The organism is Stenotrophomonas sp. HMSC10F06, assembly GCF_001807865.1.
GTDB classification, from domain to species: domain Bacteria; phylum Pseudomonadota; class Gammaproteobacteria; order Xanthomonadales; family Xanthomonadaceae; genus Stenotrophomonas; species Stenotrophomonas bentonitica_A.
The window spans coordinates 1-14861 of sequence record NZ_KV791306.1 but is presented as its reverse complement, the minus strand read 5'-3'; the positions used below and the strand labels follow the sequence as shown (position 1 = coordinate 14861).

Here is a 14861-nt window from a genome sequence, read left to right as displayed (position 1 = left end):
AGATCCAGGAAGTGCCAGAACAGGCTCAGGCAGGCCAGGCGGCGACGCACGATGCCGTCCAGGCCGAACTTCAGCACCTGGTGGATCATGATCGCCAGCCACAGCAGGCCGAAGGTGACGTGCAGGCCGTGGGTGGCCACCAACGTGAAGTACGCCGACAGATATGCACTCACGTCCGGGGTGGCGCCTTCATGGATCAGCTCGGCGAACTCATACAGCTCCATGCCGATGAAGACCGCACCGAGCACGCCGGTCACGGCCAGCCAGCCCACCACCTGGTTGCGCTTGCCGGCCTGCATGCCGAGCATCGCCAGGCCGAAGGTGAAGCTGCTGAGCAGCAGCACCACCGTTTCGGAGAGCACGAAGCCCAACTTGAACAGTTCCTTGCCACTGGGGCCATCGGCCGTCCCGTTGAGCAGCACGCCAAAGGTGGCGAACAGCACCGCGAAGATCAGGCAGTCGCCCATCAGGTACATCCAGAACCCGACGACGGTCTTGTTGCCGTCGTCGTGGTGCTCATGGGCGTGGTCGTGGTGACCGGCCGCGAGCTGCCCGTGCTGCGTGGCAGCGGTCAGGGTATCCCCGCTCATGCCTTGGCTCCTTCCATCTGCGCGAAGTGCGCGTCTTCGATGCGCTTCACCTCGGCGGCGGGCACGTAGTAATCCACGTCACGGTCATACGAACGCAGCACGAAAGTCGCGATCACCCCGATCAGGCCGATGCCGGCCAGCACCCACATGTGCCAGACCAGGGCGAAGCACAACACCAGGCTGAACACCGAGATCACCACACCCGACGCGGTATTGCGCGGCATGTGAATGTCCTCGTAGGTGTCCTGGCGCTGCCAGGCACGGCCGTGCTGCTTGTCGTCCCAATGCTGCTCCAGCGAGGTGATCGCGGGGAGCTTGGCGAAGTTGTAGAACGGCGGTGGCGAAGACGTCGCCCACTCCAGGCTGCGCGCATTCCACGGGTCGCCGGTGAGGTCCATGTTGGCCTTGCGGTCACGCACGCTGACATAGAACTGGATGAACATCGCGGCGATACCGGCGGCGATCACCAGCGCACCAATGGCGGCCACGATCAGCCACGGCTGGTAGCCCTCCACGCCATAGTGGTTCATGCGGCGGGTCATGCCCTTGAAGCCCCGCACGTACAGCGGCATGAAGGCCAGGTAGAAGCCGACCAGCCAGCACCAGAACGAAATCTTGCCCCAGCGCTCGTTGAGGGTGAAGCCAAAGGCCTTGGGGAACCAGAAACTGATGCCGGCCAGGCAGCCGAACACCACGCCACCGATGATCACGTTATGGAAGTGCGCGATCAGGAACAGGCTGTTGTGCAGCACGAAGTCCGCGCCCGGGATCGCCAGCATCACGCCGGTCATGCCGCCCAGGGCGAAGGTGACCATGAAGCCGATCGTCCACAACGTCGAGGAGTGGTAGCGGATCCGCCCGCGGTACATGGTGAACAGCCAGTTGAACAGCTTCACCCCGGTGGGGATCGAGATGATGGAGGTCATGATGCCGAAGAAGGCATTCACGTTGGCGCCCGAGCCCATGGTGAAGAAGTGGTGCAGCCACACGAAGAACGACAGGATGCCGATCGACGAGGTGGCGTAGACCATCGAGCGGTAGCCGAACAGCGGCTTGCCCGAAAACGTGGCGATGATCTCCGAGAACGCGCCGAAGCACGGCAGGATCAGCACGTAGACTTCCGGGTGGCCCCAGATCCAGATCAGGTTGACGTACATCATGGCGTTGCCGCCGGCGTCATTGGTGAAGAAATGCATCCCGAAATAGCGATCCATGGTCAGCAGCGCCAGGGTCGCGGTCAGCACCGGGAAGATCGCCACGATCAGGATGTTGGTGATCAACGCGGTCCAGGTGAACACCGGCATCTTCATCAGGTCCATGCCCGGCGCACGCATCTTGAGGATGGTGACGATGAAGTTCAGGCCGGTCAGCGTGGTGCCGATGCCCGAGACCTGCAATGACCAGATGTAGTAGTCAACGCCCACCGTGGGGCTGTACTCGATGCCGGACAGCGGCGGATACGCCACCCAGCCGGTCGCGGCGAAATCGCCGACGAACATCGACAGCATCACCAGCACCGCACCCACGGCCGACAGCCAGAAGCTGAGCGAGTTGACGAACGGGAAGGCCACGTCGCGCGCGCCGATCTGCAGCGGCACCACGATGTTCATCAGACCCACGATCAGCGGGGTGGCCACGAAGAAGATCATGATCACGCCATGCGCGGTGAAGATCTGGTCGTAGTGCTCCGGCGGCAGGTAGCCGGCACTGTCATTGGCGGCGATGGCCTGCTGGGCACGCATCATCAGCGCATCGGCGAAGCCGCGCACCAGCATGACCAGGGCCAGGATGATGTACATCACGCCAATCTTCTTGTGGTCCACCGAGGTGATCCACTCGGTCCAGATATAGCCCCACTTTTTGTAATACGTGATGGCCGCGACGATCGCCACGCCCAGCAGCAGCGAGCCCACCAGCGCCGACATGATGATCGGGTCGTGGTAGGGAATCGCTTCGAGGTTCAGCTTTCCAAGCACAATCAGTTCTCCGCGGTACGCCTGGCAGACGCGGCCAGGCTTACGAGTTGGGATTTCGCGCCGGGTTCTTCGCCGGGCAGGCAGATCTCGTCATCGGGCATGCCGCCGTAACGGCGCAGGATGCTGTCGAACAGTCCGGTATCCACGCTGGCGAAGCGCTGCATCGGCGCACCGTGGGTCGGCTTCTCCAGTTCGGCCAGGCGGGCCTGGTCCAGGTGCTGGGCGGTGCCACGCGACTGCGCCAGCCACTGGTCGAAGTCCGCTTCGGTCATCACCCGCGCATCGAACGTCATGTCCGAGAAGCCCGAGCCGCTGTAGGCCGATGACATCCCGGCATAGGTGCCCGGCGTGTGCCCGATCAGGTGCAGGCGGGTCTGCATCGCGGGCATGGTGTAGACCATGCTGCCCAGTTGCGGCACGAAGAAGGCATTCATCATCGACTCGGAGGTCAGCTTGAAGGCGACCGGCGTATCGACCGGCATCACCAGTTCATTGACCGTGGCCACGTTGTGGTCCGGATAGATGAACAACCACTTCCAATTGAGCGAGACCACTTCCACGCGCAGTGCGGGCGTGTCCGACGCGATCGGGCGGTAGGGATCCAGCGCGTGGGTGCTCTTCCAGATCAACACGCCGAGCACCACCACGATCAGGCACGGAATCGTCCACACCACCACTTCGATCGCGGTGGAGTGGGACCACGTGGGGGCGTAGGTCGCCTTCTTGTTCGACTCGCGGTAGTGCCAGGCGAAGTACAGCGTCAGAATGATCACCGGGATCACCACCAGCAGCATCAGGCCGGTGCAGACCAGGATCAGCTGCATTTCCTGCTCGGCGATGCTGCCCATGGGATTGAACAGCTCCAGGTTCTTGCAGCCTGTGAGCAGCGGCAGCAGCGCTGCCAGGCCGAACCAGCGTCCGGCGCGGGCTCGACCGGCCAGCGTGGCGCGGCGAGCGGGGTGTGTAGCGGGGTTCATGCGTGACGGCCCTTCCAACGCAGTGCCGGGCCGGGCGGCCCGGATCATGAGAAGTGGCGAACACCCCCCTGCATGACCGATATGCATGGGGGGTGCCCGCCGCAGCCGCGTACGTTAGGCAACGACATGATCCATACATGATGCGACACACTGTCGCAGCCCTGCCCGGCCGCGCGCGTACCATGCGCGCATGGAGTGGAGCCCCCTCATCGCCGACGGCCACGGGCCGGTGTACCTGCGCATCGTGCAGGCCCTGGAACGTGCGGTCTGGTCCGGCGCACTGTGTCCCGGCGAGCGCCTGCCGGCGCAACGCGCCCTGGCCAATGAACTCGGCGTGGACCTGACCACCATCACCCGTGCCTTCACCGAGGGGCGCAAGCGCGGGCTGATCGATGCACGCGGCCCGCTGGGCTCGTTCGTGGCGCCGCCACAGGTGGAACTGACCCAGCTGATCGACCTGAGCATGAACCTGCCGCCCAGCCCTGGCGGGCAGCAGGTGGCCGAGGTGCTGCGGCGCGGCCTGTCATCGGTGCTGACCCGCAGCGATGTCGGCAACCTGATGACGTACCACGTCGGTGGCGGCAGCCGCGCCGATCATCAGGCCGCGCAACAATGGCTCAAGCCGATCCTCGGCAAGGTCGATGCCGATACGCTGGTCGTCACGGAAGGCGCGCAGGCGGCGCTGTCTGCCCTGCTGCTGGCGTTGACCGACGCCGGCGACACGATCCTGTGCGAGCCCCTGGTCTACCCGGGACTGCTGCACGCCGCGCGGGTGCTGGATCGGCGGCTGCACGTGGTCGAGTGCGACGCGCACGGCATGCGTCCAGACGCGCTGGCCCGTATCGCGAAAGAACGCGACGCGCGCGTGGTCTATCTCAACCCGACCGCACAGAACCCCACCGCCCACACGATGCCGCAGGCACGCCGCGAGGCACTGGCCGAGGTGATCCGCGCCCAGCACCTGCTGCTGATCGAAGACGACCCCTACTGGCTGCTGCTGGAGGACGCCCCTGCCCCGCTCGCGCTGCTGGCACCGCAGCAGGCCTGCTACATCTCCACGCTCTCCAAGTGCCTCAGTCCGGGATTGCACACCGGTTTCGTGCGCCTGCCCGACGGCATGGACCGGCAACCGGTGCTCGACGCCCTGCGCGCGGTCAACCTGATGGCGCCACCGCTGATGAACGCCCTGGTGACGCAGCTGATCCTGGATGGCTCCGCGCAGGCCATGCTGAAACTGGTGCAGGACGAAGCGGCCGAACGACGCTATCTGGCGCGGTCGGCGTTGTCGCCGCGGTTCCTGCAGCATTGCGCGGGCGTGCACGCCTGGTGCCGTCTTCCCGCGCACTGGACCGATGCCAGCCTCACCCACGCCGCGCGCCTGCAGGGGCTGGGCATCGCACCGTCATCGGCGTTCACGCCCGACGGGGTGGCGATCAACGATGCGGTGCGGATTTCATTGGGCGCGGCCGCCAACCGGCAGGAACTGCACCGGGCGCTGCGCCAGCTGGATCAGCTGATGCATGTGGCGGCGGCGGAAAGCCCCGGCTGGACGGTGTGACGCCCGCCTTTCGGCACGCTCAGCCGGAAACGGCTTTGGCCTGCTTCCAGACGGCTTCAAACTGACTGGCGGTGATGGCGTCATCCGAATCCAGATCCAGCCAGGACAGCGGCTGATCGGACAGCGGGAAGCGCTCATCGGCCTGCCCGGATTTGTCCGCCCAGACCAGCACGCTGCGGTAGCTTTCCACCTGCCGCACGATCACATCGCCCTGCGCCTCGAGGTAGATCGTGCCGTTGCCGATCTCGGATTCTGCGGGGTGTTTGTAGTGCTTGCGGGGCGTGCTCATGGCGGGGCGATATCTGGCAATGGAAATGGGGCCGGGGAATATACCTTGATCCGCCCCCTTCCCGTCGGCAATCGCCGCCCGGGGACGGGGTAGTGCCGGCCGCTGACCGGCTTCCCGCGGACCACGCAAGCAGGAACTAGACGACCGGTCTAATCAGGCGTACAGTGGCGTCCATGAACTCGCCCACCACCCCCTCCACCGTCCGCGACACGATCCTTGCCAGCGGCCAGCGGATCATGGGCGCCAAGGGCTTCTCCGCCGTCGGCCTCAATGAAGTGCTCGCGGCGGCGGGCGTCCCCAAAGGCTCGTTCTACCACTACTTCGCCTCGAAGGAAGCCTTCGGCGAGGCATTGCTGGAGGACTACTTCAGCGCCTATCTCGCCGATATGGACCGCATCTTCCGCCAGCCGGGCCAGACCAAGGCCGAGCAACTGGCCGCGTACTTCCGCGCCTGGCAGGACAGCCAGTCCTTCGAGGACTGCCAGGGCAAGTGCCTGGCCGTAAAGCTTGGTGCCGAAGTGGCGGACCTTTCCGAACCCATGCGGGCCGCACTCCAGCGTGGCACCACGGGGATCACCGATCGGCTGGCGCGTGCCATTGCGGCGGGCCTGGCCGACGGATCGGTGGCGACCCGGGAGCCACCCGAGGCGGTCGCCCGAAGCGTGTATCAGCTGTGGCTGGGGACCAGCATCATGGTCAAGATCGGCCGCACCACCGGGCCGTTCGACGACGCCGTGGCGTTGACCGCCCGCCTTCTGCATACCGCCCCCTGACAAAAGCGTGTCTCACGCACGCCGGCATCGGCGTGTTTTTCTCGGCCTCATCACTAGACGACCAGTCTAATCAAGCACCCACAGGAGCATCATCCATGAAAGTCCTCATCGTTCTGACCTCGCACGACGAACTCGGCACCACCGGCAAGAAGACCGGCTTCTGGCTGGAAGAGCTGGCTGCGCCCTACTACACCTTCAAGGATGCGGGCGCCGAGATCGTGCTGGCCTCGCCCAAGGGTGGGCGGCCGCCGCTGGATCCCAAAAGCAACGAGCCGGACTTCAAGACCGACGCCACCCGCCGCTTCGAGGCAGACGTGGATGCCAACGCGCAGCTGGCCAACACCGTGCGCCTGGACAGCATTTCGCAGGACGCGTTCGATACCGTGTTCTATCCCGGCGGCCACGGCCCACTGTGGGACCTCGCCGAAGACACCCACTCCATCGCGCTGATCGAAGCCTTCATCGCCGCCGGCAAGCCGGTCGCGCTGGTCTGCCATGCGCCGGGCGTGCTGCGTCACGTCCAGACGGCCGAGGGTGCCCCACTGGTGCAGGGCAAGCAGGTCACGGGCTTCACCAACACCGAAGAAGAGGGCGTCGGCCTGACCGAGGTGGTGCCGTTCCTGGTCGAGGACATGCTCAAGGCCGCGGGCGGTTCCTACTCCAAGGGGCCGGACTGGGGCTCGTATGTGGTCAGCGATGGCTTGCTGATCACCGGCCAGAATCCGGCCTCGTCGGCCGAAGCGGCTGAGGTGCTGGTGGAGCGACTCGCGTCCGCCACCAAGGCCTGAGCCGCCGCGACGGCATCGGATGTCACGGTGCCCCACGCCGCCAGGGACGGCAGCAGCGGCAGAAGATGTTTCATGCACATGCGTTGTCCTCCGGGATGGCGTGGGACCGCCCGCTCATGGCGTGGCAGGGAATCCAGCATCGGCCAGCGCGGCCAGGAAGGCGGCCCGCTCGCGGTCGCTCTCCACACGTACTTCGCGCGCGGGCGGATCGGTCTCGATGCGTGCGTGCGGATCGACGCCCTGCAGTGCCTTGGTGACGGAGCGGGCGCAGCCGCCGCAGGTCATGGTGGGAAGGGTGAAACGATGCATCGGGCGACCTCGCCATGGTGGGTATGAGCCCACTGTCGGGGCTGACAACGTGGCAAGGTCAAGGCCTTAGCGCGTCCGTGTCCTTTTTGCAGGGCATGGACGCGGCCGGGTCGATCAGGAACGTGGCTTGCGGGCCGCGCGCCCGCGCGAGGACACCGGCGTATCCGCACCGAACAGCGGCGTTTTGCGGGACTTCCCGGCGGATGCAGTCTCCGACGGCGCGGAAACGGGCTGGGCCAGGTCGGCGATGATCGGGCAATCCGGGCGGTCATTGCCGTGGCAGTGTTCGGCCAGATGCTCCAATGTCTGCACCATCGCCTGCAGCTCGGCAATCTTCGCCTTCAACCCGGCCACATGGGACAGCGCCACCGCCTTGACGTCGGCGCTGGCGCGTTCGCGATCGCGCCACAGCACCAGCAGCTCGCCGATCTGCTCGACCGAAAACCCCAGGTCACGCGCACGGCGGATGAAGCGCAGGCTGTGCGCGTCCTGCGGGCTGTAATGTCGGTAGCCCGCCTCCGAGCGCGCCGCCGGCGGGATCAGGCCGATCTGCTCGTAATAGCGGATCATCTTTGCCGACACGCCCGAAAACGTCGCGGCTTCCCCGATATTCATCGTCCGGTCTCCCTCTCACTTTCCGCCATGCCGGTGTCCAGCGTATCGGCCTGCATCGGTGCATGGAAGCGCTTGAGCCGCAGCGCATTGCCGAGCACGAACACACTGGACAATGCCATCGCCGCCGCGGCGAAGATCGGCGAGAGCAGCGTGCCGTTGAACGGGTACAGCAGGCCAGCGGCCACCGGGATCAGCACCGCGTTGTAGGCGAACGCCCAGAACAGGTTCTGCTTGATGTTGCGGATCGTTGCCTGGCTCAGGGCGATCGCGTTGGGCACGCCGCGCAGGTCGCCGGACATCAGCACCACGTCGGCCGCCTCGATCGCCACATCGGTGCCGGTGCCGATCGCCAAGCCGACATCGGCCTCGGCCAGCGCCGGTGCGTCATTGATCCCGTCCCCGACGAAGGCCACCTTGGCGCCACCAGCACGGAAACGCTTGAGCGCGGCGACCTTGCCATCGGGCAGCACTTCGGCCGCCACCTCATCGATGCCAAGCTGGCGTGCGATCGCCGCGGCGGTGGCCGCGTTGTCGCCGGTGATCATCGCGACCTTCAGGCCCAGGGCGTGCAGCGCCTGGATCGCCGCCGGCGTGCTTTCCTTGATCGGATCGGCCACCGCGATCACGGCCGCCAGGCGGCCATCGATTGCGGCGTACAGCGGGCTCCTGCCCTGCTCACCCAACCGCTGGGCGGTGGGCCGGAACGCCGCCACCTCCAGGCCGAGCCGGGTCATGTAGCGGTCCGCGCCGACGGCCACGGTGCGGCCGGCGACACGCGCGGAAACGCCGAAGCCCGGCACCGCCTCGAAGCGTTCGATGGTGGCCAGTGCGAGACCGCGCGCTCTGGCGGCCGCAACGATCGCCTCGGCGATGGGATGCTCGGAGCGGGTTTCCACCGCGGCAACCAGGGCCAGCACCTCATCCGCCTGGAAACCATCGGCCGGCTCCAGGTCGGTCAGTTCGGGGCGGCCCTTGGTCAACGTACCGGTCTTGTCCAGCGCGATCACACTCACATCGCGCAGTGCCTGCAGCGCCTCGCCCTTGCGGAACAGCACGCCCAGCTCCGCCGCGCGGCCGGTCCCGACCATGATCGAGGTCGGCGTGGCCAGGCCCATCGCGCAGGGACAGGCAATGATCAGCACCGCCACCGCATTGACCAGCGCAAAGGTCAGCGCCGGTGCCGGGCCGAGCACCAGCCACACCAGGAAGGTCAGCGCGGCAGCAGCCATCACCGCCGGCACGAACCACATGGTGACCCTGTCGACCAGCGCCTGGATCGGCAGCTTGGAGCCCTGTGCCTGCTCGACCAGACGGATGATCTGGGCCAGCACGGTGTCCCCGCCCACCTTGGTGACACGGAAACTGAAGGCACCGGTGGTGTTGAGGGTGCCGCCGACCACCTCGGCGCCCACGGCTTTGGCCACCGGTACCGGCTCGCCGGTGATCATGCTCTCATCCACATAGGACGCCCCCTCCACCACCGCGCCGTCCACGGGCACTTTCTCGCCCGGGCGGACCAGCACGACATCGCCGAGCGTGACCTCCTCGAGCGGCACCTCGACCGTCTCATCGCCACGCTGCACGCGTGCAGTCCGCGCCTGCAGCCCGACCAGGCGCTTGATCGCCTGCGACGTGCGGCCCTTGGCCCGCGCCTCCAGCGTGCGCCCCAGCAGGATCAGGGTGACGATCACCACGGCCGCTTCGAAGTAGACGTTGGCGGTGCCCGGCGGCAGCACGCCCGGGGCGAAGGTGGCAACCACCGAGTAGCCATAGGCCGCCGCGGTGCCGAGCGAAACCAGCGAGTTCATGTCCGGGGCGCCGCGCAGCAGTGCCGGCACGCCTTTGCGGAAGAAGCGCAGGCCCGGCCCGAACAGCACCAGCGTGGCCAGCGCGAACTGCAGGTACCAGCTGGTCTGCAGGCCGACGGCATGCATCACCCAGTGGTGCATGGCTGGGACAAGGTGCGAGCCCATTTCCAGAATGAAGACCGGCAGCGTCAGCACCACCGCCAGCAACAGGGAACGGCGCAGCGCGCGGGCTTCAGCCTCGCGGCGTTCCTCCTCCTGGTCACCGGCCGCAGCCGTGCTCACGCCTGCAGCGCGCGCGGTGTAGCCGGCGTTTTCCACGGCAGCGACCAGATCAGCGACGGAGACCGTACCGGCCAGATGGCGCACCTGCGCCCGTTCGGTCGCCAGGTTGACGCTGGCCGCGATCACGCCCGGCAGCTGCGCAAGGCCGCGCTCCACGCGACCAACGCAGGACGCGCAGGTCATTCCCTCGATGCTCAGCTCGGTGGTGGCTTCGCGCACGGTGTAGCCCGCGCGTTCGATGGCACGCACCGCCGCCTGGGGATCGGGCGCCCCGATGAAGCTGAGATCGGCCCGCTCCGTGGCCAGGTTGACCGATGCCGTCTGCACGCCGGGGACGGCCGTCAGCGCGCGCTCCACCCGGCCCACACAGGAGGCGCAGGTCATGCCCTCGATGGGCAGGCTCAGGCGGCTGAGCGGCGCGCCGGACCGGGAAGCAACAGAAGACATGGGGCAGTCCTTGGGGTGAGGTTACCCGCCACCCTAAAGATTCCCATCGTGGGAAGGTCAAGCCCCCGCTTGATGGGGACGGAGGTAATTATTCATCCCCTCCGTCCCCGTCAAGGCGCTTTACGGCTGGGCGGGCGTGCCGTCGTAGGTGACCCGCCAGATCGTGTTGGAGAGGTCATCGGCAACGATCAGTGCCCCACGCGGGTCGACCGTGACACCCACCGGGCGGCCGCGGGTCTTGCCGTCTTCGCCGAAGAAGCCGCTCACGAAATCGATCGGCTCGCCGGCCGGACGGCCATTGCTGAAGGGCACGAACACCACCTTGTAGCCGACCGGTGGATTGCGGTTCCAGCTGCCGTGCTCGCCCACGAAGACGCCATCGGCAAACTGGGTGCCCATCACCGGCGACGAGAAGGCCACGCCGAGTGCGGCCACATGCGAGCCCAGCGCGTAATCCGGCGCGATGGCCGAGGCGACCTTCTCCGGATTCTGCGGCATCACCCGGCGATCCACATTCTTGCCCCAGTAGCTGTACGGCCAGCCATAGAAGCCGCCCTCCTTCACCGAGGTGAGGTAATCGGGCACGAGGTTCGGGCCGATCTCATCGCGTTCATTGACCACGGCCCACAGCGTGCCGGTGCCCGGCTGGATCGCCAGCGCGGTGGGATTGCGGATACCGGTGGCGTAATCCTTGTGTGCGCCGGTGGCCACATCGATCTGCCAGATCCGCGCACGATCGATCTCCACCGCCATGCCGCGCTCGGTGATGTTGCTGTTGGAGCCGATGCCTACATAGAGATAGCGGCCATCGGCACTGGCGGTCATCGCCTTGGTCCAGTGATGGTTGATCGCCGCGGGCAGATCGGTCAGTTTCGCCGGTGCGCCGCTCGCCTTGGTCTGGCCTTCCTGGTAGTCAAAGCGCACCACCGCATCCTGGTTGGCCACGTAGATCGCGTTGCCGATCATCGCCAGGCCGTACGGCGCATTGAGCTTGTCGGCGAAGACCGTCTTCAGTTCGTAGGTGCCGTCGCCATCGGCGTCGCGCAGCAGGGTCAGGCGGTTGCCGCTCTTGACCGCCGTGTTGCCCTTGGCCTTGATCTTGCCGGCGATCACATCCTTCGGCTTGAGGGCAGGCGCACTGCCGCCGCGACCTTCCGCGACCAGAATGTCACCGTTGGGCAGCACCAGGGTCTGCCGCGGAATGTTCAGATCGGTGGCGATCGCCGAGATGCGGTAGCCCTTGGGCACCGTCGGCAGGGTGTCGCCCCACTGCGCCGGCTTGGCGATGGTCATGTCCGGCATCAGCCCGCGATGCGGCTTGGGCATCTCCGGGTTGCCGCCGTACTGTTCCAGCTCGGGGGCCTTGCCGCTGCAGGCCGCCAGCGCGACCGCAAGCGCGGAAACCGAGAGCATCCGGATCGTCATCTGGCGGCTCATCGCACACCTCCCACGCGCAGGCTGGACAGCCCCACCCAGGTGGCGAGCAGCGCCAGCACCGTCAGGATCACCGAGAGCACCAGGCCCGCCGGCATCACCGCCCATGCATCACGCGCATGGTGGAGACAGTTGATGAAGCCCACGCCCCAGGTCACCGCCAGAATCACGACGTAGGCCAGGTTGCGGCTGCGACGGACCAGGCCGACGATCCCGCACAGCAGGGCCAGCGTGGTCATCACCATCGCACCGATCAGCAGCCAGGAGGCGAAGTTGGCCCACTGGATCTCGTACGAACTCCAGTAGGCGTAGTCCGCCAGCAGTGCGCCGAGGAACAGCGGCAGCACCCCGCCCAGTACAGCGGCGTGGAACGGATGGATGACCCATGATCGGGTCAGGACAACGGTCGAAGCCATGGTGGTCTCCTGGTGAGGGGGCGAATCTCTCCCGATCCTGCCACCCCTGGTGTGATGGGGGTGCTGAGATGCCGCCCACACGAAACCGGGGGACAGTCTGCCCCCCGGTTCGTCGCCATGCCAGCGCTGCGATGGACCTCGCCGCTATTTGCCCGTCACCGCTTCCTGCAGCTTCTCCACCGCCTGGTCGGCCGTGAACGTGTTCGGCTTCTGGATCTTGGGGAACTCAACGAAGGTCTCGTTGAATTTGGTGAGCAGCGCGATCGCCCCGTACACGATGTAGACGTGGTTGATGTACCAGTCCCAATAGGTATTGGAGGTCACATCCGCGAATTCGTACGGATCGGTGCGCAGGTTGTAGATCTTGGGAATGCGCATGACCGTGAACGGTTCGCCCCACAGCTGCATGGTGCCCTTGCAGCGCTGCTCGATGAACGTCACCTTCCAGTTGTCGTAGCGGATGCCGAGCATGTCGCCATCATCGGAGATGTAGACGAACAGCTTGCGCGGCGACTTTTCCTCCTTGCCGGTGAGATACGGCAGCAGGCTGACCCCGTCGATGTGGTTCTTGTAGGTGCGCCCGATCGCCTTGACCCCTTTCTTGAGGTCGTTGACCACGCCCTTGTTGCCCGCCAGTTCCAGGAAGGTCGGCAGCCAGTCATGGTGCTGGACGATCTCGTTGGACACCGAACCCGGCTTGATCTTGCCCGGGTAACGCACCATCAGCGGAATCCGGAACGCGCCTTCCCAGTTGGTGTCCTTCTCACTGCGGAACGGCGTCATGCCGCCATCCGGCCACGAATTGCGGTGCGGCCCGTTGTCGGTGGAGTACACCACCAGGGTGTCTTCGGCGATGCCCAGTTCGTCGAGGTAATCGAGCAACGCGCCCACGTTCTTGTCGTGGTCGATCATCGTGTCGTGATACGGCGACTGCCAGCGCCCGGCCTGCCCCAGGCTTTCCTTCTTGGTATGCGTGATCAGGTGCATGTGGGTGAAGTTGACCCAGACGAAGAACGGCGTGTCGTCGTCGTTCGCCTTCTTGATGAAGCCCTTGGCGCGGTCGGCGAAGTCGTCATCGCAGGTCAGCATGCGCTTGCGGTCCAGCGGCCCGGTATCCTCGATCTTCTGCTTGCCTACTTTGCCCCAGCGCTTCTGGTCGGTGCTGTCATCTTTGTCGGTGGCGAAACTGTGGATCACCCCGCGCGGCTTGATGGTCTCGATGAAATCCCCGAACTCGTCCTTCGGGAAGTAGTCGTACATCTCCGGCTCTTCTTCGGCATTGAGGTGGTAGAGATTGCCGTAGAACTCATCGAACCCATGGTTGGTGGGCAGCATGTGGTTGAGGTCGCCGAGGTGGTTCTTGCCGAACTGCCCGGTGGTATAGCCCTCGTTCTTCAGCAGGGCGGCGATGGTGACGATCTTCTCGTTCATGCCGACCGGCGCGCCCGGAATGCCGACCTTCGACAGGCCGGTCCGCAGGACGCTCTGGCCGGTGATGAAGGACGAACGCCCTGCCGTACAGGACTGTTCGCCGTAGGAATCGGTGAACAGCATGCCCTCGTTGGCCAGGCGGTCGATGTTCGGCGTCTGGTATCCCATCAAGCCGCGCGAGTAGCAGCTCAGGTTGGAGATGCCGATGTCGTCTCCCCAGATGACAAGGATGTTGGGCTTCTTTGCGGATGAACCGGGCTTCTTCTTTGCGGATGAGCTGGCCATGCACATCTCCGACGACGGTGGTGCTCAATAGTCCGTGTCGGTCATCGTCGCGGCCAGCGTGTTTCTACTTAGACGGCGTCAGTAAGTCTTCGCCTCCCCCGCTCATCCCTCCCAGCTGATGCCTTTTGGCGCACTGGAGAAACCGGCGGCCCGCAGCGCGTCCATCAGGCCGTCGCGTCGGGCCGGCGCAGCGTCGATCAGCTCCACGGTGAACGAGCTGCGCCGGCCCCGCCGCAGTGCGCTGGCCAGCGCCTGCGCCGCGGCAGCCGTCGTGCCTGCCAGGGACGGATCGTCCGCATCGAAGAACGTCAGCAGCTGGCGGCCCCCCTGGGCCAGGTACATCAGCAGCCGTCCACCGCCGATCACCACCACGGCACCGGCGCGGCGCACCGGCCGGACCGCCGAGCCGTGCACCGGCCAGGGCACCACGGTACCGAACGGGTTGGCCGGGTCCACCGCGGACAGCCCGATCGCCACCTCGCCAGCACCGGGCCGCAGGGCATCGGCGACGCCACGCAGTCGATCCACGATCAGGCGATCGGCGAACTGGGCCCCGCCCAGCCCTTCGACGAAGCGGCCGCGCAGCACCCGGCCTGCATCCTCCATGCCGCGATACACCTGTTGCAGCGCCGGGAAGCCGCCGGCGATCCCTTCGGCCATCGCGGCCCCGCGGGTCACGATGCCGTGCCGGTCCAGCAGCCCCTCGGCCAGCGCCACCGCGCGCGCCGTGTCGCTGATCGCCTCACGCTGCAACAGCGACCAGCGCCCGGCCAGCGCGGCTGCCGCAAAGCTGGCGATCACGGCCGGCGCTCCGTCGGCCAAGGGCATGTCGTGCATCGGGACGCCACGGACGCGTCGACCGCGCCGCGAGGCGCGCGCGACC

The 14861-nt window shown here is 66.3% G+C and carries 13 protein-coding genes and 1 pseudogene; 3 read left to right on the top strand and 11 right to left on the bottom strand.

What is annotated here, in order from left to right; genetic code table 11:
• The 3 genes from cyoC to cyoA all read right to left on the bottom strand — a co-directional run.
• The coding region (gene cyoC, locus HMPREF3113_RS16080; protein WP_254665312.1) for a cytochrome o ubiquinol oxidase subunit III at positions 1–590 on the bottom strand (590 nt) is incomplete at its 3' end.
• The gene (gene cyoB / locus HMPREF3113_RS16075) at positions 587–2566 is read right to left on the bottom strand and encodes a cytochrome o ubiquinol oxidase subunit I (protein WP_070473926.1); all 1980 of its coding nucleotides are present in this window, start codon (positions 2564–2566) and stop codon (positions 587–589) included. The genes cyoB and cyoC, both read right to left, overlap by 4 nt.
• A gap of 2 nt (positions 2567–2568) precedes the next feature.
• Positions 2569–3543, bottom strand: a complete 975-nt coding sequence (gene cyoA / locus HMPREF3113_RS16070) for a ubiquinol oxidase subunit II (protein ID WP_070473924.1) — start codon at positions 3541–3543, stop codon at positions 2569–2571.
• A gap of 190 nt (positions 3544–3733) precedes the next feature.
• Between cyoA and HMPREF3113_RS16065 the strand changes: the two genes are divergently transcribed.
• The gene (locus tag HMPREF3113_RS16065) at positions 3734–5101 is read left to right on the top strand and encodes an aminotransferase-like domain-containing protein (RefSeq protein WP_070473922.1); all 1368 of its coding nucleotides are present in this window, start codon (positions 3734–3736) and stop codon (positions 5099–5101) included.
• A gap of 19 nt (positions 5102–5120) precedes the next feature.
• Here the strand turns inward: HMPREF3113_RS16065 and HMPREF3113_RS16060 are convergent, their stop codons facing one another.
• On the bottom strand, positions 5121–5390 hold the full coding sequence (locus HMPREF3113_RS16060) for a hypothetical protein (RefSeq protein ID WP_083298829.1): 270 nt from the start codon (positions 5388–5390) through the stop codon (positions 5121–5123).
• A gap of 173 nt (positions 5391–5563) precedes the next feature.
• On the opposite strand from HMPREF3113_RS16060, the gene HMPREF3113_RS16055 reads away from it, so the two are divergent.
• Both HMPREF3113_RS16055 and HMPREF3113_RS16050 read left to right on the top strand, forming a co-directional pair.
• Positions 5564–6163, top strand: coding sequence for a TetR/AcrR family transcriptional regulator (locus HMPREF3113_RS16055; RefSeq protein WP_070473920.1), 600 nt, complete (start codon positions 5564–5566; stop codon positions 6161–6163).
• Positions 6164–6258: 95 nt separating this feature from the next.
• Positions 6259–6951 carry a type 1 glutamine amidotransferase domain-containing protein gene (locus HMPREF3113_RS16050; protein WP_070473918.1) on the top strand — a complete coding sequence of 231 codons (693 nt, stop codon included), beginning with the start codon at positions 6259–6261 and terminating at the stop codon, positions 6949–6951.
• A 114-nt stretch (positions 6952–7065) separates the two neighbouring features.
• Here the strand turns inward: HMPREF3113_RS16050 and HMPREF3113_RS16045 are convergent, their stop codons facing one another.
• From HMPREF3113_RS16045 to HMPREF3113_RS16015, 7 genes and pseudogenes are all read right to left on the bottom strand, one after another.
• Positions 7066–7260, bottom strand: a complete 195-nt coding sequence (locus HMPREF3113_RS16045) for a heavy-metal-associated domain-containing protein (protein ID WP_070473916.1) — start codon at positions 7258–7260, stop codon at positions 7066–7068.
• A 114-nt stretch (positions 7261–7374) separates the two neighbouring features.
• The gene (gene cueR / locus HMPREF3113_RS16040) at positions 7375–7875 is read right to left on the bottom strand and encodes a Cu(I)-responsive transcriptional regulator (RefSeq protein WP_070473914.1); all 501 of its coding nucleotides are present in this window, start codon (positions 7873–7875) and stop codon (positions 7375–7377) included.
• Positions 7872–10412 carry a heavy metal translocating P-type ATPase gene (locus HMPREF3113_RS16035; protein WP_070473912.1) on the bottom strand — a complete coding sequence of 847 codons (2541 nt, stop codon included), beginning with the start codon at positions 10410–10412 and terminating at the stop codon, positions 7872–7874. The genes cueR and HMPREF3113_RS16035 overlap by 4 nt, the downstream gene beginning before the upstream one ends.
• 120 nt (positions 10413–10532) lie before the next feature.
• A complete protein-coding gene (locus HMPREF3113_RS16030) occupies positions 10533–11849 on the bottom strand; it encodes a PQQ-dependent sugar dehydrogenase (protein ID WP_070473910.1) in 1317 nt (438 codons plus the stop codon).
• Positions 11846–12262, bottom strand: coding sequence for a DUF2231 domain-containing protein (locus HMPREF3113_RS16025; protein ID WP_070473908.1), 417 nt, complete (start codon positions 12260–12262; stop codon positions 11846–11848). Before HMPREF3113_RS16025 ends, HMPREF3113_RS16030 begins: the two co-directional genes overlap by 4 nt.
• A gap of 144 nt (positions 12263–12406) precedes the next feature.
• Positions 12407–13978, bottom strand: a complete 1572-nt coding sequence (locus HMPREF3113_RS16020; RefSeq protein WP_070473906.1) for an arylsulfatase — start codon at positions 13976–13978, stop codon at positions 12407–12409.
• Between the two features lie 102 nt (positions 13979–14080).
• Positions 14081–14861, bottom strand: a pseudogene (locus HMPREF3113_RS16015) (ATP-dependent helicase); the annotation flags it as partial.

Coding starts and splice junctions, on each gene's coding strand:
- HMPREF3113_RS16035 (WP_070473912.1), bottom strand. CDS start 10,412: ATGTCTTCTGTTGCTTCCCGGTCCGGCGCGCCGCTCAGCCGCCTGAGC.
- HMPREF3113_RS16060 (WP_083298829.1), bottom strand. CDS start 5,390: ATGAGCACGCCCCGCAAGCACTACAAACACCCCGCAGAATCCGAGATC.
- cyoA (WP_070473924.1), bottom strand. CDS start 3,543: ATGAACCCCGCTACACACCCCGCTCGCCGCGCCACGCTGGCCGGTCGA.
- HMPREF3113_RS16025 (WP_070473908.1), bottom strand. CDS start 12,262: ATGGCTTCGACCGTTGTCCTGACCCGATCATGGGTCATCCATCCGTTC.
- HMPREF3113_RS16045 (WP_070473916.1), bottom strand. CDS start 7,260: ATGCATCGTTTCACCCTTCCCACCATGACCTGCGGCGGCTGCGCCCGC.
- HMPREF3113_RS16020 (WP_070473906.1), bottom strand. CDS start 13,978: ATGGCCAGCTCATCCGCAAAGAAGAAGCCCGGTTCATCCGCAAAGAAG.
- HMPREF3113_RS16050 (WP_070473918.1), top strand. CDS start 6,259: ATGAAAGTCCTCATCGTTCTGACCTCGCACGACGAACTCGGCACCACC.
- HMPREF3113_RS16055 (WP_070473920.1), top strand. CDS start 5,564: ATGAACTCGCCCACCACCCCCTCCACCGTCCGCGACACGATCCTTGCC.
- HMPREF3113_RS16065 (WP_070473922.1), top strand. CDS start 3,734: ATGGAGTGGAGCCCCCTCATCGCCGACGGCCACGGGCCGGTGTACCTG.
- cueR (WP_070473914.1), bottom strand. CDS start 7,875: ATGAATATCGGGGAAGCCGCGACGTTTTCGGGCGTGTCGGCAAAGATG.
- HMPREF3113_RS16030 (WP_070473910.1), bottom strand. CDS start 11,849: ATGAGCCGCCAGATGACGATCCGGATGCTCTCGGTTTCCGCGCTTGCG.